Source organism: Vibrio kyushuensis (assembly GCF_050337325.1).
Taxonomy (GTDB): Bacteria; Pseudomonadota; Gammaproteobacteria; order Enterobacterales; family Vibrionaceae; genus Vibrio; species Vibrio kyushuensis.
In genome coordinates, this window is record NZ_JAKJSV010000006.1 from 192,078 (window position 1) to 218,455 (window position 26,378).

Consider the following 26,378-nt stretch of genomic DNA (forward strand, 5'->3'; position numbering starts at 1 on the left):
GAAACGCTCATTAACTCGCAGTGATAATGGCACGACTACTAAGCCCTTTTTCTAAATTGACTTCAAGAATCTGCAAGGGTTCAGAAGTGAGTTTCTTTCCACTCCAGTAGTCATACCAATAAACAGGTCGATTTGAGGTCAAGGTGATCTCTTTTTGCTCCGACTGGTAATTGAATAAGCAGTGAAGATCATTTCTCTCTGTGATAGGTAAAAATGCATGGGTTAACGACAAAGAAGTAAACTTTGCCGCATTTTGATTATGTTTCTGTCTGAGTACGAGCTTTGTTAGGCTTGATTTAGCAAAAGGAGTTAGCTCTGGAAGCGGGTCACCGGAAAGTAACAAACCACCACTCGCAAGTAACGCTGTACGATGAAATTCATAACTCTGTCGCTCTGTTGATTGATTAGCTAACGACACAAATGTCGCGCAGTCTGGATCGATATGCCACAATTTTCGATGCTGCCAACTGCGGAAGAAGGTTTCTTTTGCAATCTGATTAAAGCGATCCGCTGAACGCTCAACGTCATCCGACACTCTCATCGCATCAACCAAACCAAGTGATGGCCACATTGGCGCATTACACCCTAATAACCAGGCTTCGCCCGCCCCTTTTTCGATTGCTTCCATACCCATTCGATACGCTTGAACACCGGTCACACCCGATTGATAGCGCTTACCTTTTAATGTACCCCAGTAGTTCGCATCAAGCTTAAACAGCTCAACTCCCCATTCTTCACGCATAGTTCGAACGACATAGGTTAAGTGTTCTTGTACTTCGGGATGTGACGTATCCAGGATATACCACGGTGTACAGCGCCAACCGCCATAAGTAACATCTTCAGCTTTGAGGTGTTCACCAGATTCATTCTGCACAAACCAATCAGGGTGCTGCTTAAATATCTGGGATTCCGGTTGAGCGATAAAAGGAGCTAACCAGATAGCTGGCTTCTTACCTTTCTTGATAATATCTTGGATCAACGGCTTAATACCGTTTGAGAATTTTTTGGACGGAGTGAGCCAATCGCCCATAAAAGCCTGATAGCCATCATCAAGTAGTACCCATTCGAGATACTCCAAATCATCTTGCATTGAGAGCAAGTTGCGTTTGATATTATCTTCAGTTACTGCCGCATAGTAGGCATACCAAGAACACCATCCAATGGGAGACTTTTGCAGTAACGTGCTTTTTACTGGATGGTGATTGCTGATTAATTGGGTAAACTCCTCAAATAGCAATGCTAACGACGGGCCACTCAACACAGCGACAGATTCAAGTCGCTGACTATCCCAATCAAGCGGATAACTTTGCTCTCCATCTATGTTGGCCACAATGAGACGCTGATCTTCATTTTCTACTATTTGGAAAAAACCTGCGAAACGGTGGCAACTCGTAAAACCAAGCAAGGTATAGCCTGTTGATTCTTCAATCACCATGTAGTTGTAATAACGTTTAGGGTCAGTTTTAGAATAGATTCGGTAACTTGAGTTATTATCAGGACATCGTCCAACGTCTATTGGATTCTCACTCGTTCCTGACGTTTGGGCTAACATTTGGAAACCATCGCCCAATAAGGTCGCTGATAACTCAAATTCAAATGGCATAGTAAAAAGACGGTACTCACTTGATATCTCGTTATTATGAATACCAATAAAACGAAATGTAAGCTCTTGATTAGCCAATGATACCGATAAGTCGTTATTTAAAACGGAGACTTCTCGTTGGCAAGCCAATGTAATAATCTGCGCCATACGGTAACTTAACCTCTCAGTGACAGTGGTAGCTCTCAGTTCTAGTGATAAATACTCTCACCACAGTTCAAAATATCTTATCGAATTTACTATCTATTTGGATTTTAATACAAAAATGCCAACCCTGTCGGATTGGCATTAGTTTTTTGCTGGAAGCAGTAAGTTATTAGCTTACTTCTATCGGCCCACCGAACGATGTTACCGGCGGTACTTTCCCTGTGAACTTCTCAAAATCGACTTGGCAAGTGTTCGCTGACGTTGCCTGTGCAAGCTCTGATGTTGGAATATCCTGAGTTAGCGTATTTGGATCGCCATAGGTATCCAATGCACCGACTTTTTCATTAATCGGGCCATACCAAGCGCCTTCTTCGATACGAACAACACCAGGTGCGTAGCTATCCATCAATACAGCGCCCGCTAACAGCTGGCCACGGTCATTGAACACTCTAACTATATCGCCATCTTTAATGCCTTTTTTCTTCGCATCAGTCGGGTTGATATAGATTGGCTCACGACCTTTCACGGCGTAAGTTGCACGGAACTCTTCCGATTCACACATCTGCGAGTGCAAACGCTTATCTGGGTGGCATGATTGCAACCAGTATGGGTGTTTATCTGAACCCGGACCACCGTGTGAACGTTCTGATTTTTCAAACCACATAGGGTGATTCTGACACTTGTCATACCCCATATTGCCGATGGTGCGGCTAGAGATCTCTATAAACCCAGATGGTGTACCCAGAGCATTGATTTCAGGATCCTCACGGAATGCAGCATGACGTGTCCATGGTTTACCTTTACCGAAATCAAGGAAGCCTTTCTCCCAGAATTCTTCAAACTCAGGCATTTCAAACGCGCCTTCATTTGCTTTGCGGCAATCATTATACAAAGAGCGTACCCATTGCATTTCATCCATACCGCGTGTGTAGTCATCATGACGTCCCCAACGGCGAGTTAGGTTTCTCATAATGTCAAAGTCAGATTTTGACTGGAACAGTGGGTCCACCAACTTCTGCATCGCGATTAAGCCACGACCTGAATATGAACCATAACCATCGATGTCATTACGCTCCCATTGCGTACACGCAGGCAGAACAATATCTGAATGACGACACGTTGCTGTCCAAGCAAAGTCAACCGCTACAACAGTTTGTAAGCTCTTAAATGCTTGACGCATCTTGTTGCGATCTTGATGGTGATGCCATGGGTTGTTACCACTAAATACCATCATTTTGATATCAGGAAGCGTAACCGTTGAGCCATTGGCTTTAATCTTTTTACCCGGTTCAAGTAAACTATCAACCCAACGAGCAACAGGGATCACTCGGCTATAACCATTAAAGTCATTGTTAGTATACTTAGGCTCCTGACCTTGGTCGATGTTCAGCGGGAATGAACCCGGAGCACCAAAGCCAGTTGAAGAAACACCGATACCAGAATAATGGTGACCATAAGAGATACCACCGCCCGGTAAGCCAATCTGACCTACCATTGCCGCGAGTACTGCACACATCCAGTACGGCTGCTCACCGTGCTCTTGACGCTGAATACTCCAACCAACCATGATTTGAGTGCGGCCATTAACAAGCATGTGTGCGAATTCGCGGATTTTCTCAGGGCTAGCACCACAAATCTTCGCCGCCCACTCCGGTGTTTTTTCAACTTTGTCTTTCGTTTCGCCTTGTACATACTGAATGAAGTCGTCAAAACCTAAGCAGTACGTATCAATGAACTTTTGATCATGTAAGCCTTCGTTATAAAGGACATGAGCAACGCCCAGCATGAAAGGAACGTCTGTTTGTGGGTTAATGTACATCTGATCGCTTTCAAGGAAGCGACCTGTTTTATTTGTTACAGGGTCGACAGAAATAACGTTAATCTCGTTTTTCGCGACTTTTTCTTTTAACTGCTCTAGATATTCAAATGACTCATGCGTTTCACAGTTCCAGCCAACCTGAAGGTTTTTAACGGGATCGTTACCCCACATGATGATGTTGTCACTGTTCTCTAAAATCAGCTCCCAAGACGTGCCTTGAGCATAAACTTCAGTTGAACCCAATACGTAAGGAAGAATTGTTTGACCAGCACCCGTTGAGTAGTCGCCAATTTTCTTCACTGAGTTACCATGAAGACCCATTGCTCGCATCATATGGTTAGTACAGCTATGGAACTGACCCGTTTGACGCCAACCCGTTTGACCGGTGTGAAGTGCCCAAGGACCGTAATCCTTTTGTACTCGCTCAAGTTCACGATAAACAAGATCTAAAGCTTCATCCCACGTAACACGTACGAAACGGTTATTACCACGGGTATCGGCACTGTATTTATGCTTCTTAAGCCAATCAAGGCGAACCATAGGGTAACGAACACGTGAAGGGCTATAGATGATGCCCTTAATGCCGTTAAGCATGTCTGTTGGGTGCTTATCTAACTCTAATGGTTTTATCTCTTGTACTTTACCTGCATAGACACGGGCTCTAAATGCGCCCCAGTGAGAACCAGATACTCTCCAAGTTCCTTCTGTATCAGCGGCCATTGCAGAGGTCGATGCCAACAAACTAGGACCGATAACTGATGCAGCACTCGTTGTTGCGACGCCTTTTAGAAAACTTCTTCTTGAAATTGCCATTTTATTACTCCAATTGACGTCGATTAATGCTCGCCTTCAGCGAAATCTGATGAATGCTTCTGTAGGTACTTAAGCACGAGTGCTTCTGTATCTGTATCAAAGTTTACAAACGCTATCATTCCATCAAGCATGCCTACCCATCCGTTAGCACTAAAGTGCGCTTCTTCGGGTTGAGAGTGACAAGTTGAACAGTTGCTTGTGTAAGCCGCTTCTGCAGCATTCCAGATAGGTGTGTAATCTGACAGCATTGACTCTTTCTTCATCCAAAGTGATAGGCTCACTTCTTCCCAAGGCAGACCAGTTAACTCATCTTCTTTTTTCTCACCAACTGTAATGACATCACTTTGAGAAACTTCACGTGTAAGAATCGCAGTAGAGATATTCATACCAAAATCTTCTTGAATAACACGACCAAAGCCTTTTGCTTTGCGCCAGCCGTCGATTTGAACTTCAATCATGTCGCCACGTTCACCGATAATTGAAACTTCACTTGCTGGACTTAACAAACCGGCTTCAGTGGCTGCTGTTTGGTCCGTGTACAACGGTAAGTGACGAATTGAAACAACGTCGTTGCCATTCGAATAACGTGTGCTGCTCGCAATTTGTTCTAAATCACCAACAATGCCACTCGCCGCCGCCATATCTTGCGGAAGATGGTGAGCAATGCCTTTATGACAATCTACACAACTTTGATCGCGGTCTGCTGCTTGCTTCATTTGGATACGTGCAGTTGGAGACATCTGTTCGAAATCCATCGACTCGTAAGCGTGACAATTTTTACACTCCAAAGATCCATTTGCTGAGAACCTATCCCATTCGTGACGGGCAAGCTCTAAACGACGAGCTTCGAATTTTTCTGGTGTGCCTAAATCGCCAAAGATTTGTGCAAATACTTCTTTAGAAGCCTGCATCTTACGGGCAATTTTAGCCGTCCATTCATGTGGTACGTGACAATCTGGACAAGTCGCTCTAACGCCTGAGCTATTTTTCCAGTGTGCTGTTTCTTGCAATTCAACATACACATTTTCACTCATGGTATGACAACCAATACAAAACTCTTCGGTATTAGTTGCTTCTAATGCGGTGTTAAAACCACCCCAGAAAATAACACCAGCGATAAAGCCACCCATAGTTAGGACGCCTAAGCTGATATGTACTGCTGGACGTGTCATGGTACGCCACAGTCTTACAATCGTTGATTTCATGTTTCGCTCTCTTAAAAATTCTAATCAAAAAGTTGGTTGTGACGAAATTAACCGTGCATACCAGGAGGACCGAGGAAGAAAACTTGAAGCATCCAGACGATAAATCCATACCCGCCAACAAAGGCGACACTTAAGATTGGGAAGAGGATTACAGTAATAAAAAGGAATGATTTCCATTCCAACGTGCGCTTTTCTACGCCACCTGTATTATTAACATCACTCATACATTTACCTGCGTTTAATTTGGTTATCTCTAAAGGCTCAATTTATTGAGCTGCTTATTTTTAGCTTTTGTTAGGACAAATTTTAGTCCACTCCGAACACGACATTCAACGAGAACTCGCTTCTAAAGCTTATTAATCAATACTTTTTTGAGGTCATCCAGAGATGTGTTTGATTAACATTCCATGTGTAAAATTATGAACAAATATGACAGTTTGTACATGTTACTAGGCAGTTAATTTGCAACCAACGAATAACATTCGCTATTGTGAGAAACTATCTGGGAGGGGTTTTTCTTCGAGAACAAACAAGTAGTGAGATGAAGTTGGGGTTGAAAGAGAAGTCGAACAGATATGAAGTTACCTATTTAGGGTACAATACCGTGTCGATTATTAGGAGCATACATGGACTCAATTGTTGATCTTTCTCTTTGGCAACTTTCGTTGTTTAGCTTAACGTTAGTTATCCCTTTTGCCATCAATCATTACTATCAACTTGAGCTTGCAAGGGATATGGCTATCGGCGTTGGGCGCATGACTTTACAACTCATTGCGATCGGTGCTTATCTCGAGTATCTGTTTAATATCAATAGCTTACTGGTAAATTTAGTATGGATAGGTTTGATGATTCTCATCGGTTCCCTATCGATAATCAACAAAGCAAAGCTGCCCTATCGTTATTTATTTCTCCCTGTTACAACAGGCTTACTTTTCGGTCTATCCCCTTTATTGGCTCTGATCTGTATTGTCTTCATTCAGCCAACACCCATATATAACGCTCAATATTTAATCCCTTTGGCTGGCATGCTTCTTGGCAATAGTTTGAGCGGTAATATTGTTGCTTTGCAGAATCTATTTTCTGCTTACGAAGATAGAAAAGAAGAGTATGAAGGAGCGATTTCATTAGGTGCTTCTCCCGTTTACGCTTCCATGCCATTTTTAAGAAATGCCATTCAAAAGTCTTTTGCGCCGATTTTAGCCTCAATGGTAACAACAGGGCTTGTCACACTCCCAGGGATGATGACGGGGCAGATACTAGGTGGTATTGCACCGATGACCGCTATTAAATATCAACTTCTAATAATGATAGCGATATTCGTCATGATGAGTATTTCTGTAACACTGTCACTCCGATTAAGCTTAAATAGTGTAATTAATCCACAAGGGCGAATATTAGTAAATACAATGAAATAGCCTTCTCATCGCCCAAAAGTTGAGATGAATATGAGTCTCTTTCCTAAATTAGAAAAGAGACAAACGATTACAATTCATCCAACTACGCACTTTAAAAACACTTTATCCACAGAAAATGTGGATAACCCAAGTCTGAATATGAAACTCAAGGAATAGTAAAAACTATACTAAGGTTTTTGGATATAAACTGAAATGAACCAGTGAGTGACTAGTCTCTTAAATAGATCAGCCAGTACCACATTCCAACAAATACACCGCCACCAATGATATTGCCGATGGTCACAGGGATTAAGTTATTAGTAATGAAATGCAACAGGTTGAGATCAGCGTAATCGGCAATATTAGCACCTGTTAACTGCCAAAATTCGGCAGGAGCAAAAATCTTAATACCAATAGCGAGTGGAACTTGAAACATGTTAGCAATGCAGTGTTCAAAACCTGCCGAAACAAACATCGCCACAGGCAAGATCATCACTACAATCTTATCGGTTAGCGTTCTTCCACTAAACGTCATCCAAACAGCAATACAAACCAGTACATTACACATTATGCCTAGCGCAACAGCCTGGAAAAATCCATGGTGCATTTTATGCTGCGATATCGCCATGGCATTTAGTCCAACTTGGCCGCCATCAAACATATACTGCTTCGTCACCAACATACAGACGACCAACATCAACGCCCCGACTAAATTACCTAGGTAAACAACACTCCAGTGTTTAATCAGCATCACCCATGAAATCTTTCCACTGGCTTTCGCGACTAACGTTAGTACCGAACTAGTAAATAACTCGCCACCGGTAATGATAACGAGTATCAAACCTAAGCTAAACACTAGCCCACCGATCAACCTTACTATGCCCCACGCCATGTCTTCTGTGCCAGTGGTAACCGTAGTATAGAAAACAAAGGCGATACCGATGTGAATACCCGCAGAGATTGCTAATAGAAACGATTTCACTGGATCTTTGGTGGCTTTTCCTACACCGATCTCAGCTGCGCGTTCTGCCATTTGGGGGGGTAATAAGGAATCAAATTGATTTATGTTCATGGCTGTAATGTTTTGATACAAATTGAGTGTGTGGGGGATATTCCTCCTATTTCCATGACCTTTCAAGGGATAACTTCATGGTAACGAAATTTGTTGAAAATCCACACTCGATCACTAATGAACTATTTAACAAATCATTGGTTAGACAAATAGTAACCAGAACATCGAACAAAAGTACGCCATTTCGGTTCTATTTAACACTTCTCATCATCGCTGTTTGCAGTGCTATCGATGCTTGCTTAATGTGTATGAAAGAGCATAAAAAGGATAACATCATGAAATACTCTCAAGAAAATCTCGCTGAACTAAATCTGTTACTTCAATTTGACATTGGCAGCGCATCAACTGGTATCAAAGTTCGTCAAGATGCCTCTAATGATGTACAAGACGCTGTTAATCGCTTATTTAAAAAAGGTTTGTGCACATTACCGGATGGCGGTTACCTTACTGATGAAGGTATCGAAACAGCAGAAAAAGTAGACAAAATTCTTCGTATACTTAATGCCTAGCATTGAGTAACTCTTAACAGATTAACTGATGACAACAATCACTATAATTGGGGCGGGTTGGCTCGGTACTCCACTCGCCACTGCGCTCCTTTCGAAGCAGTACCACGTTTTTGCCAGTAAAACTTCCCAAGAGAAAGCTCAAGAACTTCAGCAATTAGGTGTTGATGGCTTTTGTTGCGATCTAAGCAAGCCACATGATCTTGCCAACATTCTTATTACACAAAAAACAGACATTGTTATTGGTTGTTTTCCGCCGGGTTTCCGCCGTGGGCTAACGCAAGAATACCAACTTATGTGGAAACAAATTACCGAAGCCGCGACTCGCGCCAAGGTAAAGAAAATCATCATGATCAGCTCTAGCGCGGTTTACCCTGCCATCTCTCTACAACAAGAAAACTCGGGCTCTGAGGTCACTAATCTAATAATGGATGAGAGTAAAGCGAGTTGGACAAAGGCAAAGCAACAGGATACGAACCACAGCAACATTCGCTTTAGTGAGGATGCAAAGGTGATGTTAAACGCAGAGCAACATGTTATCGATTCGGGTACTGAGTTTGCCATCCTTCGTCTTAGTGGGTTAATCGGCCCTAATCGGCACCCTGCCCGCTTTGTCAGCAAGCTCAAACAAGTAAGCAACACTGCACCCGCCAATATGCTTCACTTAGATGACGCAGTTGGAAGTATTGTTTTTGCTATTCAGGGTATAAAAAATCAGGTCATCAACGTCACTACTCCTGACACGATGACTAAAGATGAGTTTTACCGACAGGCACTTTACACAGCTAACTTACCGTCATCTCAACTTCCACAGGTTATAGATAGCCCTGATAAGAAAATAGACACCAGTAAACTCCTTTCTCTAGGCTATCAATACAAGCACCCAACTTTATCTCAGGCTTTGGAATCTATTCATGACTAATATCCCTGCGAGTGCTTTCTCGGAATCAGAGGCAGCAGTATCCGACCCGTCACATACACAGCAGTCACAACATAAACGCTTATATCAGCACATTGAGACAGTATGGGATTACATGCAAATGGGCGATACTGTTGCCAAGTCCGATATTATTTTTGTTTTATGCAGTAATGACCTACGTGTTGCATCTCATGCGGCGAAGTTATATCACCAAGGCTTGGCACCTCATTTATTGTTTTCAGGCGGCGCTGGGCGCTTCACTGAGGGCATATTTGATAAAACTGAGGCGGAGACCTTTGCAGCAATTGCAAGAGACTGTGGTGTTCCTTCAGAAGCTATCTGTATGGAAACTAAGGCCTCAAACACTGGAGAGAATGTAACGTTCAGTTATGATTTGATTTGCCAACACGACCTTGAACATAAAAAAATTCTGCTTGTTCAGAAGCCTTTTATGGAGAGACGAAGCTACGCTACGTTCATGAAGCAGTGGCCAGTAACCTGCGAACAATTGCTCGTTACATCTTCAGGCGAGAAGTTCTTTGATTATATTGATGAGAATATGACGCTTGATAAGACCTTAACTGCGTTACTCGAAGATTATGAGAGAATCAAAACATATCCCGCCTTAGGCTTTCAAATCGAACAGCCAATTCCTAATGAAGTTGAAGCCTCCTATCAGTACCTGATTCAGCATTACATGTCGATGCGTTAAGCGACATCGTAAAGCAGCTTTACTACAGACTAGGGCCCGTGACTTTGAGTTCCAAAATAAAAAACCAGAGCTAAATGCTCTGGTTTTGTTTTTCATTAATTCACTACTCGTTTATTAGTAAGCCGTTAATTAATGAAGCGCTTCTTCTTTAGTACCTAGATATTGAAAAACAATTTTGTCTTTTTTCAAATCAACTTTAACAGTACCACCATCGACCAATGAACCAAACAAGAGCTCATTCGCTAACGGTTTCTTCAATTGCTCTTGAATGACACGGCCCATAGGACGTGCTCCCATCGACTTGTCATAGCCTTTAGCTGCTAGCCAATGCCTTGCATCTTCAGACACTTCTAGAGAAACACCGCGAGCGTCTAACTGCGCTTGAAGTTCAACCACGAATTTATCAACTACTTGGTGGATCACTGTCTCATCAAGACTATTAAACCAAATGATATTATCGAGACGGTTTCTAAACTCTGGCGTAAATACTTTCTTAATAACAGCCATCGCATCAGGTGCATTGTCTTGTTGAATCAGGCCAATAGACTTACGTTCAGTTTCCTGAACACCAGCATTAGTTGTCATCACCAAAATAACGTTTCTAAAGTCAGCTTTACGACCGTTATTGTCAGTCAACGTACCGTTATCCATGACCTGCAATAGCAAATTAAAGATATCAGGGTGAGCTTTCTCAATCTCGTCGAGTAAAACAACCGCATGTGGATGTTTCAGTACAGCATCAGTTAGTAGACCACCTTGGTCATAACCAACATAACCAGGAGGAGCGCCGATTAAGCGGCTCACCGAATGGCGCTCGCCATATTCTGACATATCAAATCGAAGCAGCTCTATACCCATTAGCTTAGCAAGCTGAAGCGTTACTTCCGTTTTACCTACCCCTGTTGGGCCTGCAAACAAGAATGAACCAACCGGTTTATTATCAGCACCCAGACCAGCACGAGTTAACTTGATAGCCTCGCTAAGAACATCGATAGCTGGATCTTGTCCAAATACCAACATCTTCATTTTATCATCTAGCTTTTGTAGAATGTCTTTATCCGACGAAGAAACAGATTTCTCAGGGATTCGAGCCATTCTTGCAACCATTGACTCGATATCTGCAACGCCAACAGTTTTCTTACGACGGCTCGCAGGAGCTAAACGACTACGCGCGCCAGCTTCGTCAATAACATCAATCGCTTTGTCTGGTAGGTGACGTTCATTAATGTACTTAGCCGATAATTCAACCGCTGCACGTAGCGCCTTATTGGTATAGCGCACTTCATGGTGAGCTTCGTACTTAGGCTTCAAACCAATAAGAATCTTAGTGGTATCGTCTAATGATGGTTCAACAACATCGATTTTTTGGAATCGACGCGATAGAGCACGCTCTTTTTCAAAGATGTTGCTGTACTCTTGGTAAGTCGTTGAGCCAATACAGCGAAGCTTACCGCTGCTTAGTAACGGCTTAATGAGGTTGGCTGCATCAACCTGCCCACCCGACGCTGCGCCAGCACCGATGATAGTGTGTACTTCATCGATAAATAGAATCGCATCATCTTCTTTTTCTAGCTGTTTTAAAATGCCTTTAAAACGTTTCTCAAAGTCACCGCGATATTTTGTACCAGCAAGCAGTGAACCAATATCTAATGAATAGATAACGCTGTCTTGAATAACCTCTGGTACTAGCCCTTCGACAATTCTCCACGCAAGGCCTTCAGCAATCGCAGTTTTACCAACACCTGCTTCACCAACGAGTAATGGGTTATTTTTTCTACGACGACACAGAACTTGAATTGTACGCTCTAACTCTTTATCACGACCGATTAACGGATCAATATGGCCCTGTTTAGCAACCTGATTCAAATTAGTTGCAAAGCTTTCCAAGCGCTCTTCTGAATTGGTTTCCTCTACATTTTCAGAGCCAAATGATTCTGAAGAAGAATCATCATTTGAGCTTGAGGACTTAGTAATACCATGAGAGATAAAGTTAACGATATCTAGACGGCTGATATCGTTCTTTTTCAGAAGATAAGCGGCGTGAGATTCTTGTTCGCTAAATATTGCAACAAGTACATTTGCTCCTGTTACTTCACTGCGCCCAGAAGACTGAACATGAAAAACAGCGCGTTGAAGAACTCGTTGAAAGCTTAGTGTTGGTTGAGTTTCCCGAGTTTCATCATTTTCAGGAATGAGAGGAGTTGTTTGGTCAATGAAAATATCGAGTTCTTGCCTTAACGCGTCAAGGTCAGCCTGACAAGCAGATAACGCCTCTTTGGCTGCATCATTTTCCAATAATGCAAGAAGGAGGTGCTCGACAGTCATAAACTCATGTCGTTTGTCTCTGGCACGAGCAAATGCGCCGTTTAGACTCGTCTCTAATTCTTTATTAAGCATAAGTACCTCCTAAAAGAACAACTGGGTTGTTCGTGCAAGCGCTACGCTTGCTCTAATGTGCAAAGCAATGGATGCTCACTTTCCTTGGAATACATAGTGACTTGCGCCACCTTTGTTTCAGCTACTTCAGCGGTAAACGTTCCACAAATTGCCTTTCCTTCGTAATGCACCTGAAGCATCACTTGCGTTGCTTTCTCTATATCCATAGAAAAGAAACGTTCAAGGATCTCAATAACAAAGTCCATCGGCGTGTAATCATCGTTATTTAACAAAACGTTATACATCGCTGGTGGTTTAATCTCTGTTCTTTCTTTCTCCAATAAATCTGAGTCTGGAGTAACCCATTCAAAATTTCGGCCCATGGTCAATTCAATATTTCAAGATTTTCTAAACTCGATTTTACCACTTTGTAAAAGTAAAGTTTTAGATTTATCTCTTATGGTGATAAGAAAAATTGTGACCAGAAATACATCTCTATACTTAGAGACTAAGTCAGCATTTCGATCGCTGCAAATAAAACATGCACCTCAAAGCGAATGAATTATCTAATTGATTAAAAAGCAAACAGTTTCACATAAGTGCTAGATAAAATTAGTTAAACTGAAAATTGTCAAGTTGCAAAAATGTAAATCTCAAAAGTGATTTGTTTGCAAATATGTAGCAAATTAGACCTTTTGCCTATTGACTGTCGCGAATCATTGACTACATTGGTCAATTAGTGAGTAAAGATTTATAAGCGTATGAATTAAAAGTCACTAACAGATTCACGTCACGATTAAGACGTAATCTTCTAAACACAACATCAGTATTAAATGCATGAGGGATGTATAGCATGGCTACAGGTACAGTAAAATGGTTTAACAACGCCAAGGGATTTGGTTTTATCTGTCCGGAAGGTGAAGAGGGAGATATCTTCGCTCACTACTCAACAATTCAAATGGACGGCTATCGCACGCTCAAAGCCGGGCAACAAGTTGCTTACGAAATAGAGCAAGGGCCAAAAGGCTCTCATGCTAGCTCCGTCGTCCCCATTGAAGCTCAAATGGCAAAATAGGTCATTACAGGGTTTCAAAGTAATAAGAGTTTCAAAAATAGAAAACTCGAAGAATAAAAAATAACCCCGCTAATTAGGCGGGGTTATTTTTTATTCTTTATACACTAAGCCTCAACGTTCAAGGCTTAGTTCTAAATGCTTAGTGCTCAGGTAGATTAACCGTTAATCACACCATTTAGTGTCTGACTAGGTCTCATCAATGCAGATACCTTGTCGTCATTAAGCGCGTAATAGCCACCCAAATCACCCTTCACACCTTGTGCATCGTTCAGCTCAGCAACAATTTTCGCTTCATTGTCTGCTAATGCTTTTGCAATAGGTGCAAATTCTGCAGATAAATCAGCATCACCAGTCTGCTCTGCTAGAGCCTTCGCCCAGTAAGCCGCTAAGTAATAGTGGCTGCCACGGTTATCAAGTTCATTCACTTTACGTGATGGTGATTTATTCTCGTCTAGGAACTCACCGGTCGCTTTATCAAGAGCATCCGCTAACACTTGAGCCTTAGCATTACCAGTAACAGTGCTTAGGTGCTCTAAAGAAGCCGCTAGAGCCAAGAACTCGCCTAGAGAATCCCAACGTAGGTGATTCTCTTTTTCAACCTGTTGTACATGCTTAGGCGCTGAACCACCCGCTCCTGTTTCAAATAGACCACCACCGTTCATAAGTGGCACTACTGAAAGCATTTTCGCAGATGTTCCTAATTCCAAAATTGGGAATAGATCCGTTAGGTAATCTCGAAGAACGTTACCCGTTACTGAGATTGTGTCTAAGCCATCTTTGATGCGGTCTAGAGAGAACTGACACGCGTCAAGTGGCGCAAGAATCTTAATATCTAGACCCTGAACATCGTGAGTCGGCAAATAAGCGTTCACTTTTTCAATAAGTTGAGCATCGTGTGCACGGTTCTTATCTAACCAAAATACCGCTGGAACACCTGTTGCACGAGCACGAGTAACCGCAAGCTTAACCCAATCTTGAATTGGCGCGTCTTTAACCTGACACATACGGTAGATATCGCCAGCTTCAACAGTTTGCTCAAGTACCGTCGTACCTGATGCATCAACAACACGTACCGTACCTGACGCATCTAGAGTAAATGTCTTATCGTGAGAGCCATACTCTTCTGCTTTTTGAGCCATTAGGCCAACGTTTGGAACGCTACCCATTGTCGTTGGATCAAATGCGCCATTCTTCTTACAGAAATCGATAACTGCCTGATAAATACTTGCGTAGCTACGATCTGGGATCAGTGCTTTAGTATCTTGAAGCTGTCCATCAGGGCCCCACATTTGACCAGAAGAACGTAGCATTGCTGGCATAGATGCATCAACAATAACGTCACTTGGAACGTGAAGGTTAGTAATACCACGATCAGAATCCACCATCGCTAAAGCAGGCTGAGTTTCGTAAACCGCAAGAATTGCTGCTTCGATCTCTTCTTTTTGAGCTTGAGGTAGAGACGTAATCTTAGCGTATACATCACCAAGGCCGTTATTTACGTCAACGCCTAGCTGTTCAAAAACATCACCGTATTTTGCAAAAACGTCTTTGTAGTAAACTTTAACTGCATGACCAAAAATAATTGGGTCAGATACTTTCATCATTGTCGCTTTCAAGTGCAATGACAGTAAAACACCTTGCTTCTTAGCTTCTGCAATCTCTTTTTCAAAGAATGCCACTAGAGCCGTTTTATTTAGTACTGAGCAATCAATGATTTCTTTATCAAGCAGTGGGAATGCTTTTTTAAGTACTTTCACTGAACCGTCAGCGCCAACAAATTCAATTTTCACATCTGTATCACCGTTGATCGTGACAGATTTTTCGCTACCGAAGAAATCTTTTTCAGACATGCTTGCAACGTGAGATTGAGATTCTGATGACCAAGCACCCATTGAATGCGGGTTCTTCTTCGCGTAGTTCTTAACAGAAAGTGGCGCACGTCTGTCTGAGTTACCTTCACGCAATACAGGGTTTACTGCACTGCCTTTAATCTTGTCGTACGTTGCTTTAATCGCTTCTTGCTCGTACGTACTTGGCTCTTCTGGATAATTTGGTAGAGCGTAGCCTTTAGCTTGTAGCTCTTCAACAGCGGCTTTCAATTGCGGTACTGAAGCTGAAACGTTAGGTAATTTGATGATGTTTGCTTCCGGCGTTTTCGCCAGTTGACCTAATTCAGCAAGTGCATCTTCAATTCGTTGATCTTCTTTTAAATGCTCAGGAAAGTTGGCGATAATACGCCCAGCTAATGAGATATCACGAGTGTCTACATTGATGCCAGAAGAAGCAGTAAAAGATTGAATTATTGGTAATAACGAATATGTTGCTAGCGCTGGCGCTTCATCAGTAATGGTATAAATAATCGTCGGTTTTTCTGTAGGCATGAAATTTCCCTATTGCTCTAAACAGCTTCTATTATTTCAATAGTGCTATGTGAATGTCCGCACCTTAAATTGATGCGATTTTATCACTCTTTTAAACTTCTTAGGATTATACGTTGAGTAGTAACGTCCTAAGTCCTTGAGTGCTGATACTTATAATTAAACAAAACCGCGAGAATAGTCTATTATCTTGTGCGTTATTCTGTTTTTGGGCGCGCAAATAATAGCTTATTTACAGATTCGACAAAACTTTTTAACACTCTTTCTTTACATTTTTGCAAGGTAGTTAACATGCAACCCCGTTCTCGTGATAAGCAAAGTCAGCGTTCGTCCAATAAGTCTAGCCCTCATTTTAAACAACGAGAGGCCTCAAAAGGGAATCAAACTCGACGCGCAAACCGCAAAAATGACACCGCTAAAACGAAACGAATTAAGCCAGAAGATCGTAAAGTTATTATCTTCAACAAACCTTACGATACGTTGAGTCAATTTACCGATGGTGAAGGTAGAAAAACGTTAGCAGATTACATTCCCGTAAAAGAAGTGTATGCCGCAGGAAGACTCGATCGTGACAGTGAAGGGTTAATGATTTTAACCAACGATGGTATTTTGCAAGCACGCTTAACTCAACCTAGCTCCAAAGCACCTAAAACTTATTGGGTGCAAGTCGATGGTGCGCCTGATGAAGAGAGTCTACAAAAGTTAAGAGATGGCGTTGAGCTGAAAGATGGCCCTACCCTTGCAGCTAAAGTCGAGGTCATGGAAGCTCCTACAGTATGGGATCGAATCCCACCCGTACGAGTGCGAGCAAAGATTCCAACTACTTGGTTATCCATCACCATTATTGAAGGGCGAAATAGACAGGTAAGGCGCATGACAGCTCATATTGGCTTTCCTACTCTTCGCCTTATTCGTTATTCGATGGGGGATACGCAGCTTGGCGATCTTCAGCCAGGACAATGGCGAGAAATCACTTTGTAGCCCTCTTTGAAGCCTAAGACAAATAAAAAGGTCAGTGCATTAATGCACTGACCTTTTATGTTTCTAACGAACTCATGTTTCACTAGTAACGGCTATCTGAATCTATTTATGACGCTCTTTTAGCTTATTGACTACATCATTCATCGATAAACCTTGATCTTGCAGAAGCACCATCAAGTGGTAAATAAGATCGGCGGACTCACAAACTAGTTCCGCCTTGTCGCCCGACGTTGCCGCAAGCGCGACTTCAACGCCCTCTTCGCCGACTTTCTGCGAAATACGCTTTGTACCACGAGCGTACAGACTGGCGGTGTAAGAGGACTCAGGATCGGCGTCCTTGCGGGCAGCCAATAGCTGCTCAAGTTGATGAAGCCACACCATCTGTGACTCTTCTTGTTTGTCCGCATCCCAACACGTTGTTGTGCCAGTATGACAAGTAGGACCGATAGGGTTAACCTTGATCAGCAATGTGTCGTTATCGCAATCTAGCGATGCATTAACAAGCTGAAGCACGTTGCCTGATGTTTCCCCTTTAGTCCATAAACGCTCTTTTGTACGCGAGTAAAAGGTGACTTGCTGTGTTTCTGCTGTTTTTTGCAACGCAGCTTGATTCATGTAACCCATCATCAAGACTTGGCTCGATTGAAAGTCTTGCACGACAGCTGGCACTAGGCCATCGACTTTTTCCCAGTTGATGCGTTCAGATAACTTACTTACCTCAGAAAACTCGGTTATTTCTGATACATTAAAACTCATAATCTTACCTCAACACCTTCTGATTTCAGATACTGCTTCAAGTCACCTATATTGATAACTTGTTTGTGGAATACTGATGCGGCTAACGCGCCATCAACGTTTGTCTTTTGGTACGCTTCAACAAAATGTTCCATCGCTCCCGCTCCACCTGATGCGATTAGCGGGACGTGACACACTTCTCTGACCATATTAAGTTGGTCAATATCATAGCCGTTACGTACACCGTCTTGGTTCATCATATTCAATACGATTTCACCTGCACCACGTTTCTGTACTTCTTGAACCCAGTCTTTGGTTTCCCAATTGGTTGCTTTGGTGCGTTCTTCATCGCCCGTGAACTGGTAAACTTGGTATTTACCCGTCTCTTTGTCATAGTACGAATCGATACCAACAACAATACACTGCACACCAAATTTATCTGCTAGCTGAGTAATCAGTTCAGGATTTGCCAATGCCGGTGAATTGATCGATACCTTGTCAGCGCCAAACTCCAAAATACGAGCCGCGTCTTCAGCCGATTTGATACCACCAGCAACACAGAATGGAATATCAATCACTTCAGCAACTCGCGCGACCCAGCTTTTATCTACTACGCGGCCATCACTGGATGCTGTGATGTCATAAAAAACCAACTCATCCGCACCTTCTTCCGCATAGCGCTGTGCCAATGGAACGATATCACCAATGATCTCATGGTTTCGAAACTGTACGCCTTTCACAACCTGCCCATCACGAACATCTAGACACGGGATTATTCGCTTTGCCAACATGCGAACGCCTCCTCTGCTGTGAACTTACCATCAAGTAAAGCACGGCCTACAATAACACCGGCGACACCACTGCCTTTCAATGCCTCTATATCAGCTAAGCTGCCAATACCACCTGAAGATTGAAACTGAACTTGTGGGTACTGCTTACAAAGATCGATATAGAGCTCAACGTTTGAACCTTCTAACGTGCCGTCACGCGAAATATCAGTGCATAAAACATGCTTTAAACCCACAGTTAGATAGTCATCAACTAAAGCTTCGATAGTAACGCCTGAATCTTCTTGCCATCCAGAGATAGCGACACGTCGAACGCCTTTATCATCAATATTAATATCCAAGGCTAATACGATTTTTTCAGCGCCGTATTTTTCCATCCAACCTTTCACTAGCTCTGGCTGTTTCACTGCAGTAGAACCGACAACAACACGCTGAGCACCCGCTTCCAGTAAATCGACCACGTCTTGCTCAGTACGAACGCCACCGCCGATTTGTATGTTCGCTGGTGTGCTGTCTAAAAGCTTGGCAATTAAATTGAGCTGACGCGCTGTTGTATCTTTAGCGCCTGTTAAATCCACTAAGTGTAGCCAGTTCGCACCTGCTTGGTGGTAAAGGTTAAACTGCTCAGCTGGATCCACTTTGTATTCTGTTACTTGACCGTAGTCACCTTGGAATAGGCGAACAACTTGGCCTTCAATTAAGTCTAATGCTGGAATAATCACGATAAATTCCTTTTCCCTTTTCTCAGAGTTCTATTGCTACAGCTCTAAGAAGTTTTGAATGAGTTTTGAGCCTGCTTTACTAGAACGTTCTGGGTGGAATTGAACGCCATAGTAGTTATCACTTTGAAGCGCAGCCGTAAAAGGCTGGCCATAATCGCATTGCCCTATCGTGTAATCACCAACAGGCATAGCAAAGCTATGAACAAAGTAGAAGTATTCGTTCATTTCTATATCTTTAAACAGTGGATGACCTGACGCGGCTTCTACTGTATTCCAACCCATGTGAGGCAATGGCAGATCGCCTGTTTGCATGCGTTTTACATCGCCATCACAAAGCCCTAGACATTCAACAATCTCATCGGCTTTTTGGCCTTTCTCTTGCGATGCTTTACCTAGCAACTGCATACCTAAGCAAATACCCAGCAACGGCTTATCTACTTGCTTAACAAGGTCAATAAGTTCACGTTCACGCAAGTTTTTCATCGCTTCACTCGCTGTTCCAACCCCAGGAAGGAAAAGCTTATCAGCGCCTAAAACAACATCAGGCTGCTTTGAAATTGTGACGGTATAACCAAGACGTTCAATGGCAAATTTCACTGAAGAAACGTTGGCACAGCCAGTATCGATAATGACTACTTTTTGATCTGTCATGATGCTTCCTTTCTAAAGTACGCCTTTACTGCTTGGCAGTTCCGTGCCTTCTACTTTAATCGCCTGACGAACAGTGCGACCAAACGCCTTAAACAAGCTCTCAATTATGTGGTGATCATTGTCGCCAAAAGAAGAAAGATGCAAGGTACAAGCGAGTGTATCGGTTAACGAACGGAAGAAGTGCACAACCATTTCCGTCGATAAGTCTCCCACCTGTTCTCTCGAGAACTTGGCATCAAACTTAAGGTGTGGGCGTCCTGATAGGTCAAGTGCGCATTGAGCTAAACATTCATCCATCGGAAGACTGAATCCAAAGCGGCCAATACCACGCTTGTCACCTAACGCTTCTTTCAACGCTTCACCTAACGCTAACGCTGTGTCTTCAATGGTGTGGTGATCATCAATGTGCAAATCGCCTTTCACGTTAAGCTTTAACTGGAAGCCACCATGCGTCGCGATTTGGTCAAGCATATGGTCAAAAAAGCCCATACCGGTATCAATCTTATTGCCACCCGTTTCATCAAGGTTAACAAAAACATTAATATCCGTTTCTTTGGTTGTACGAACGACTTGGGCAGTACGTGCTTTGATGGTTAAATCTTTGAGGATCTGTTTCCAATCCATTGTTTGTGGATTGTATTGAATGGCACGAATCGCCATGTTCTCAGCAAGCTGAAGATCAGTTTCGCGATCACCGATAACCACTGATTGTGAAAAATCGACCTTGCCGCCCTGTAGATACTCTTTCACCATGCCAAGTTTTGGTTTGCGGCAAGAGCAGTTGTCTTCTTCAAAGTGAGGACAAATAAGCACATCATCGAAGATAACGCCTTGAGATTCAAAAATCTCCATCATCATATTATGCGGTGCATCAAACTCGTCTTGAGGATAACTATCGGTACCTAAACCATCTTGGTTTGTCACCATAACAAGACGGTAACCCGCATCTTGTAGAGACAAAAGGCTTGGGATTACAAAAGGCTCTAGTTTTAATTTATCTAATCGGTCAACTTGGAAATCGACAGGAGGCTCTACAATTAAGGTTCCATCACGGTCGATAAATAGTATTTTCTGTTGCTTACTCACACGAACTTCCTTTTAAATTTTTTACAAGGCAAATGTGTTGCCTTAAATAAATACGCCGTAGCGCAGTAATATGAAATTAGGCGTAATAGTTTCGAATAAACGCGAGCGTTTTCTCACACTCTTCTCGATTTCCGATACTAATTCGTACGCAATTTTCAATCGGCGAATTACGCAAAATAATCCCGTTATTCCACGCTGCCTTGAACAAAGCCTCGCCGTCTTCAAATTTAACCAATAGGTAGTTACCCCACCCTTCAAAAATGGTTAATTGAGGAATAATGGATAGCCCCGCCTGTAAATAGGCTCGGTTCGCACTCAGATCCAATACTTGATATCTTGCTCTTGCAAGCCCTGCTTCAGATAAAGCTTGCTGTGCAATTTCAGCGACTGGAACGGGCACCGGATAAGGTGCAATAACCTTCAACAGAACATCAATAATAGATTTATTCGCCAAAGTAAAACCACAACGTAGCCCAGCCAATGCAAAAGCTTTAGATAAGGTTCGCAGTATCGCAAGGTTCGGATATTGCTTAAGCAGGTCGACCGTCGAAGCTTCTGGACAAAAATCGATGTACGCTTCATCCATCACAACAATCGCACGATCTTGGGTCATTTCCAGAAGCGATATAATGTCTTCACGCTTTACCAAATTGCCCGTTGGGTTATTTGGGCTACAGACAAAGACCAGTTTCACATTGTCTAGATTCTGCTCAATACTGTTTAAATCGAGCTGCCAATCATCTGTTAATGGGACAACTTTTCTTTCAACACCAATCGTTTCAGCGCTGATCGAATACATCCCGTATGTCGGCGGACAATATAAAATCGCATCTTCATTAGGTTCACAAAAAGCACGGATTAATAGCTCAATACCTTCATCTGCACCACGTGTAGTTAGAGTTTGTTCTACACTGACACCTGCGTAAGCAGCATAGGCCTCAATAAGCGCTTTGGGCTGACATTCGCTATAACGATTTAAACGTGAAAAATCTGTTTTATATTCATTATCGAAGGGGGACTCATTGGCATTAAGCCAAACATCCCCTGTTCCGCCAATACGTCTTGCTGACAAATAAGGCGTTAATTCTTGAACTTGTTTACGAGCGAGCTTTTCCATTAGCTTTCTCCTGCAGCCAGTTTTTCGATGCGAATCGTAACCGCGCGTTTGTGCGCATCTAACCCTTCCGCGTCAGCCATAGTCACAACGGTTGGCGCCAAGATTTTCAAACCGTCCGCCGTTAACTCTTGAACGGTCATGCGTTTCGAGAAATCGGCTAAACCAAGACTAGAGTAGGTTTTGGTATAACCATAAGTTGGCAATACGTGGTTGGTACCAGATGCGTAATCACCTGCTGATTCTGGTGACCAATCACCTAAGAAAATCGACCCAGCATTATCTAGTTCAGGCAATAATTCGCGTGGATTTTCAGTCTGAACGATTAAGTGCTCAGGCCCGTAGTAGTTAGAAATTGAGATTGCTTGCTCTATTGATTCAGCAATAATCACTAAGCTTGAAGCTAATGCCTTCTGGGCTATGTCTGCACGGGAAAGCTGTTTTAGCTGACGCTGAACGGCATCGGTTACTTGATCAGCGATTACCAATGACGGCGTCACTAGCACAACTTGTGAATCTGGACCGTGCTCCGCTTGACTCAGTAGATCAGCCGCGATGAAATCTGCATCTGCCGTCTCATCGGCTAACACTAATACTTCCGAAGGCCCTGCTGGCATATCAATTGCTGCGCCGCGGAAATCGTTACTCACTTGTCTTTTCGCTTCAGTTACATAGGCATTACCAGGGCCAAATATCTTATCAACCTTAGTCACTGTTTCTGTACCATAAGCCATAGCTGCAATAGCTTGACCGCCTCCCACATTGTACACTTCATCAATATTACACAGCTTTGCTACGTATAAGATTTCATCCGCGATAGGCGGTGGAGAACACAATACGACTTTACGACAACCCGCAATTTGAGATGGCACGCCCAGCATCAAAACTGTTGATGGCAACGGAGCACTTCCACCAGGGATATAGAGCCCAACCGTATTAATTGGGCGAGTCAGTTGCTCACACACTACACCAGGTTGAGTTTCTACTTTAAGCGGTTGCGGCTTTTGAGCCTCGTGGAACTTTGCAATATTGCTATACGCTTGCTTTAGTGCCGTCTTCATTTCTTCACTAAGTCTTGCTGATGCAGACTCAATTTCACTTTCTGATACTTGAATTGAATCGAGTGACACGCCATCGAACTTTTTAGTTAGCGAAATAAGTGCTTCATCGCCTTGATTACGTACATTTGTGATCACATCTGATACAGCAGCTGTAATGTTCGCGCCTTCCGTAATTGCTGGGCGCTCTAAAACAGAGTCTTGTTGTGATTCACTCAATGATTGCCAAACAACGGTTCTCATGGCGTTACCCCATCATTTTTTCAATTGGAAGAACAAGAATCGAACTTGCACCAAGCTCTTTAAGTTGTTCCATTGTTTCCCAGAACAGGTTCTCTGTACTGACTAGATGAACGGCAACTTTTTCGGTATCTGATGATAGTGGTAACACGGTTGGATCTTCAGCGCCCGGAAGCAACGCTTTCACTTGCTCTAACTTGGCAACTGGAGCGTGCAACATGATGTATTTTGATTCTTTCGCTTGTTGAACACCTTGCATACGAGTAAGAAGCTTTTCGATAAGAGCTTGCTTATCGGCATCGAACTCACCATTGCGTTGGATCAGTGTCGCTTTCGATTTAAAAATAACTTCCGCTTCTTTCAATCCGTTCGCTTCAAGTGTTGCACCTGTTGATACCAAATCGGCAATTGCGTCAGAAAGGCCAGCACGAGGAGCAACTTCGACAGAGCCTGTTAACATACATGCGCTGTAATCAACGCCCTGCTCATCCATAAATGCTTTTAATAGTTGAGGGTAAGTAGTGGCAATACGCTTACCTGCAAGGTCTTGTGGACCGTTATATTCTTCATCTTTGTTAATCGCGATAGATAAGCGGCAACCACCGAAGTCTAGGCGACGTAAAGCAACATACTCGTTAGGCTTACCGAGTGCTTTTCTATCCAAACGTACTTCTTCTAGTTCGTTCTCACCAATGAAGCCTAGATCAACGACACCATCCATAATTAAACCAGGGATATCGTCATCACGTACAAGTAACAAATCAATTGGCATATTTAGTGAGTGAACGACAAGGCGCTCACCCATTACGATAAATTTAACACCACACTTCTTAAGTAACTCCTGACACTCTTTACTTAGGCGGCCTTTCTTTTGGATAGCGATTCTTAGACGTTGTGATTGCATTGCTTCTTCCCTGTACAAATTGTTGAATTTATTAAATTTTATGTAAGCTAAAAACTAAAAAACCCTCGGGAGATTTTTGGTCTCCCGAGGGTTAGAATCTTGTTTTGCAGATTTCACCTCCGGGAGCCTGTGCCTCCCGGGTATGCGTATATCTCCCGAAAGACTAAATTGGGTGATGGTGGTGATGAATATTAATATTTAAATAACGCATACTTATTGGCTCTACTAATGTTGCTTCGTTGATATCCACAGTAACTAAGCTAAGTATTATTTGCAACCACTAATTGACAGTTTTCTTCTTTTATTTACAAACAATATTAAAACGATTTACACGCATTAAAAAAGGAGGCCGAAGCCTCCTTTTTATCTATCAATAAACCAGCAGAATTAAACGCTTTGGCAGTTCTCTAGTTGAGATTTTGCAATCATAGACATTGCAAAACATACCAGAATAAACGTTACTGACGATGCTAGGAATGAGAACAATACTGACGACGTCAGCCCTAGAACAATAAAGCCAACACATGATACAAACGCCACTGACAGTGCGTAAGGTAACTGAGTTGCAACGTGGTCAATATGATTACAACGCGCACCAGTAGAAGACAGAATCGTTGTATCTGAAATTGGAGAACAGTGATCACCAAATACAGAACCCGCTAACACCGCGCTTAGCATTGGAAGCATTAGTGCGATATCAGTTGCCGCGGCCATATCACCAGCAATTGGTAACATGATACCGAACGTACCCCAAGAAGTACCTGTTGAGAATGCCATTAGACCAGCAAGTAAGAACAGAATGACTGGTAACCAAGTCGAACTAATTGTGCCTTCAATTTGCGACGACAAATAAGTACCCGTTTTCATGTCACCAATTACAGTACCAATCGTCCATGCAAAAATTAGAATTAAAATTGCACCAAACATAGACTTAGCACCGATCCAAAGCGTTACACCAATATCGCTTGGAGACATTTTTTGCTTAAGCACGGTAATCAATGCAACAGCAAAACCAGTAAGGCCACCGTAAATAAGAGACATACCAACATCGGTATTTTCAAAAGCGCCAAGTAGTGAGAACGCTTCACCGTCCGCTTTTAAAGCTTGACCACCGGTGTAAAGCATCGCGACAACCATTGAAGCAATCAGTGCAACAATTGGGAGCACTAGATCTGACACTTTACCGTGTTCACTCTCTTCAATATCCAACTCTTCATTAAGCTCATGCGCTTGTGGAAGATCCGCTTCTTTATCTTTATCGAATCCACGGCCTTGAGAGGCGCGAATTTCATGTTTACGCATTTGGCCAACATCAAGCTGGAACCAAACTACAGCGAATACCATCAACAGAGCAAAGACTGCGTAGAAGTTCATTGGGATCATACGCACATACGCGCCAATCGCAGTGTACTCAGTCACACCGTGAGATATTAAGATGCCACCAACGATAGTCATAATGTACGCACCCCAGCTTGAAGCTGGCATCAATACACACATTGGCGCGGCTGTAGAATCAAGAATATAAGAAAGCTTTGCGCGAGAAACGTAATAACGGTCAGTAACCGGGCGAGAGATTGCACCTACCGCCAAACTATTGAAGTAATCATCAATGAAGATAAATACGCCAAGGCAAGCTGCAAGTAGCTTTGAACCACGTTTACTTTTAACGCGAGTTTGAGCCCACTCAGCAAACGCACGTGTGCCACCAGACATGGTTAAAAGTGCGGTCATCATGCCAAGCAATAGCAAAAAGCCGACAATACTCATATTCCACGTGTTAATACCGCCGTCTTCAATAAAGACGCTTGATACTGTAGTACCAACGTAACCAACTAGGTTACCAATAGAGTAGTCAGTAAGTAGTAACGCACCCAGTACGATACCAACACCGAGAGAAACCAATACGCGACGCGTAATAATAGCTAAGCTTAGTGCCACAATTGGAGGCAAAAGTGACAAAGGGGATGATGCAAAATCGATTAAATTCATGATCTTCAAAAACCAGTTAGTAAAAATGGCAAGAGATCTACTGCAGAAAAATCACGTGAAGTCATTTCATCGAGATTTTGATATTCGAAGTGAA

Annotated in this window: 23 protein-coding genes and 1 other annotated feature; of the genes, 6 read left to right on the forward strand and 17 right to left on the reverse strand. The window is 42.7% G+C overall.

Features of this window, described 5'->3' with window-relative positions; all coding sequences use genetic code 11:
* Window positions 1–10 precede the first annotated feature (10 nt).
* The 4 genes from L4D20_RS14475 to torE form a co-directional block, all read right to left on the reverse strand.
* The gene (locus L4D20_RS14475) at window positions 11–1,750 is read right to left on the reverse strand and encodes a glycoside hydrolase family 36 protein (RefSeq protein WP_428802314.1); all 1,740 of its coding nucleotides are present in this window, start codon (window positions 1,748–1,750) and stop codon (window positions 11–13) included.
* Window positions 1,751–1,916: 166 nt separating this feature from the next.
* The gene (gene torA / locus L4D20_RS14480) at window positions 1,917–4,379 is read right to left on the reverse strand and encodes a trimethylamine-N-oxide reductase TorA (protein WP_428802315.1); all 2,463 of its coding nucleotides are present in this window, start codon (window positions 4,377–4,379) and stop codon (window positions 1,917–1,919) included.
* Between the two features lie 23 nt (window positions 4,380–4,402).
* Window positions 4,403–5,584, reverse strand: coding sequence for a pentaheme c-type cytochrome TorC (gene torC, locus L4D20_RS14485; RefSeq protein WP_428802316.1), 1,182 nt, complete (start codon window positions 5,582–5,584; stop codon window positions 4,403–4,405).
* A gap of 47 nt (window positions 5,585–5,631) precedes the next feature.
* Window positions 5,632–5,808 carry a trimethylamine N-oxide reductase system protein TorE gene (gene torE / locus L4D20_RS14490; protein WP_428802317.1) on the reverse strand — a complete coding sequence of 59 codons (177 nt, stop codon included), beginning with the start codon at window positions 5,806–5,808 and terminating at the stop codon, window positions 5,632–5,634.
* Between the two features lie 402 nt (window positions 5,809–6,210).
* On the opposite strand from torE, the gene L4D20_RS14495 reads away from it, so the two are divergent.
* Window positions 6,211–6,999: an ABC transporter permease gene (locus L4D20_RS14495; RefSeq protein WP_428802318.1), complete on the forward strand. Its 789-nt coding sequence runs from the start codon at window positions 6,211–6,213 to the stop codon at window positions 6,997–6,999.
* A gap of 208 nt (window positions 7,000–7,207) precedes the next feature.
* On the opposite strand, the gene focA is transcribed toward L4D20_RS14495, so the two are convergent.
* Entirely contained in the window at window positions 7,208–8,050 is an 843-nt protein-coding gene (focA, locus tag L4D20_RS14500; protein ID WP_428802319.1) for a formate transporter FocA, read from the reverse strand.
* Between the two features lie 275 nt (window positions 8,051–8,325).
* Between focA and L4D20_RS14505 the strand changes: the two genes are divergently transcribed.
* From L4D20_RS14505 to L4D20_RS14515, 3 genes are all read left to right on the forward strand, one after another.
* Complete coding sequence (locus tag L4D20_RS14505; RefSeq protein WP_428802533.1) at window positions 8,326–8,559, forward strand: TIGR02647 family protein; 234 nt, start codon at window positions 8,326–8,328, stop codon at window positions 8,557–8,559.
* Window positions 8,560–8,587: 28 nt separating this feature from the next.
* Window positions 8,588–9,478, forward strand: a complete 891-nt coding sequence (locus tag L4D20_RS14510) for an NAD(P)H-binding protein (RefSeq protein WP_428802320.1) — start codon at window positions 8,588–8,590, stop codon at window positions 9,476–9,478.
* Between the two features lie 112 nt (window positions 9,479–9,590).
* Window positions 9,591–10,187, forward strand: a complete 597-nt coding sequence (locus L4D20_RS14515) for a YdcF family protein (protein ID WP_428802534.1) — start codon at window positions 9,591–9,593, stop codon at window positions 10,185–10,187.
* Between the two features lie 129 nt (window positions 10,188–10,316).
* Here L4D20_RS14515 and clpA read toward each other — a convergent pair whose 3' ends face one another.
* Both clpA and clpS read right to left on the reverse strand, forming a co-directional pair.
* The gene (clpA, locus tag L4D20_RS14520; RefSeq protein WP_428802321.1) at window positions 10,317–12,584 is read right to left on the reverse strand and encodes an ATP-dependent Clp protease ATP-binding subunit ClpA; all 2,268 of its coding nucleotides are present in this window, start codon (window positions 12,582–12,584) and stop codon (window positions 10,317–10,319) included.
* A 41-nt stretch (window positions 12,585–12,625) separates the two neighbouring features.
* Entirely contained in the window at window positions 12,626–12,946 is a 321-nt protein-coding gene (gene clpS, locus L4D20_RS14525) for an ATP-dependent Clp protease adapter ClpS (protein WP_428802322.1), read from the reverse strand.
* 470 nt (window positions 12,947–13,416) lie between these two features.
* On the opposite strand from clpS, the gene cspD reads away from it, so the two are divergent.
* The gene (gene cspD, locus L4D20_RS14530; protein WP_428802323.1) at window positions 13,417–13,638 is read left to right on the forward strand and encodes a cold shock domain-containing protein CspD; all 222 of its coding nucleotides are present in this window, start codon (window positions 13,417–13,419) and stop codon (window positions 13,636–13,638) included.
* Between the two features lie 155 nt (window positions 13,639–13,793).
* Here cspD and L4D20_RS14535 read toward each other — a convergent pair whose 3' ends face one another.
* On the reverse strand, window positions 13,794–16,019 hold the full coding sequence (locus tag L4D20_RS14535) for an NADP-dependent isocitrate dehydrogenase (RefSeq protein ID WP_428802324.1): 2,226 nt from the start codon (window positions 16,017–16,019) through the stop codon (window positions 13,794–13,796).
* Between the two features lie 288 nt (window positions 16,020–16,307).
* On the opposite strand from L4D20_RS14535, the gene L4D20_RS14540 reads away from it, so the two are divergent.
* Entirely contained in the window at window positions 16,308–16,997 is a 690-nt protein-coding gene (locus L4D20_RS14540; RefSeq protein ID WP_428802325.1) for a pseudouridine synthase, read from the forward strand.
* A gap of 102 nt (window positions 16,998–17,099) precedes the next feature.
* Here L4D20_RS14540 and hisIE read toward each other — a convergent pair whose 3' ends face one another.
* From hisIE to L4D20_RS14585, 9 genes are all read right to left on the reverse strand, one after another.
* Window positions 17,100–17,753: a bifunctional phosphoribosyl-AMP cyclohydrolase/phosphoribosyl-ATP diphosphatase HisIE gene (hisIE, locus tag L4D20_RS14545; protein WP_428802326.1), complete on the reverse strand. Its 654-nt coding sequence runs from the start codon at window positions 17,751–17,753 to the stop codon at window positions 17,100–17,102.
* Window positions 17,750–18,523 carry an imidazole glycerol phosphate synthase subunit HisF gene (gene hisF, locus L4D20_RS14550; RefSeq protein ID WP_428802327.1) on the reverse strand — a complete coding sequence of 258 codons (774 nt, stop codon included), beginning with the start codon at window positions 18,521–18,523 and terminating at the stop codon, window positions 17,750–17,752. Before hisF ends, hisIE begins: the two co-directional genes overlap by 4 nt.
* The gene (hisA, locus tag L4D20_RS14555) at window positions 18,505–19,242 is read right to left on the reverse strand and encodes a 1-(5-phosphoribosyl)-5-[(5-phosphoribosylamino)methylideneamino]imidazole-4-carboxamide isomerase (RefSeq protein WP_428802328.1); all 738 of its coding nucleotides are present in this window, start codon (window positions 19,240–19,242) and stop codon (window positions 18,505–18,507) included. Before hisA ends, hisF begins: the two co-directional genes overlap by 19 nt.
* 36 nt (window positions 19,243–19,278) lie before the next feature.
* Window positions 19,279–19,893 carry an imidazole glycerol phosphate synthase subunit HisH gene (hisH, locus tag L4D20_RS14560; RefSeq protein ID WP_428802329.1) on the reverse strand — a complete coding sequence of 205 codons (615 nt, stop codon included), beginning with the start codon at window positions 19,891–19,893 and terminating at the stop codon, window positions 19,279–19,281.
* Between the two features lie 12 nt (window positions 19,894–19,905).
* Complete coding sequence (hisB, locus tag L4D20_RS14565; protein WP_428802330.1) at window positions 19,906–20,979, reverse strand: bifunctional histidinol-phosphatase/imidazoleglycerol-phosphate dehydratase HisB; 1,074 nt, start codon at window positions 20,977–20,979, stop codon at window positions 19,906–19,908.
* Between the two features lie 76 nt (window positions 20,980–21,055).
* Entirely contained in the window at window positions 21,056–22,096 is a 1,041-nt protein-coding gene (hisC, locus tag L4D20_RS14570) for a histidinol-phosphate transaminase (protein WP_428802331.1), read from the reverse strand.
* Window positions 22,096–23,394, reverse strand: coding sequence for a histidinol dehydrogenase (hisD, locus tag L4D20_RS14575; protein WP_428802332.1), 1,299 nt, complete (start codon window positions 23,392–23,394; stop codon window positions 22,096–22,098). The genes hisC and hisD overlap by 1 nt, the downstream gene beginning before the upstream one ends.
* 4 nt (window positions 23,395–23,398) lie before the next feature.
* Window positions 23,399–24,295 (reverse strand): ATP phosphoribosyltransferase, encoded by an 897-nt coding sequence (gene hisG, locus L4D20_RS14580; protein WP_428802333.1) that lies wholly within the window; start codon window positions 24,293–24,295, stop codon window positions 23,399–23,401.
* A gap of 53 nt (window positions 24,296–24,348) precedes the next feature.
* Window positions 24,349–24,483 (reverse strand) — a sequence feature (His leader region).
* A gap of 199 nt (window positions 24,484–24,682) precedes the next feature.
* Window positions 24,683–26,284 carry a Na+/H+ antiporter NhaC family protein gene (locus tag L4D20_RS14585; RefSeq protein WP_428802334.1) on the reverse strand — a complete coding sequence of 534 codons (1,602 nt, stop codon included), beginning with the start codon at window positions 26,282–26,284 and terminating at the stop codon, window positions 24,683–24,685.
* Window positions 26,285–26,378 lie beyond the last annotated feature (94 nt).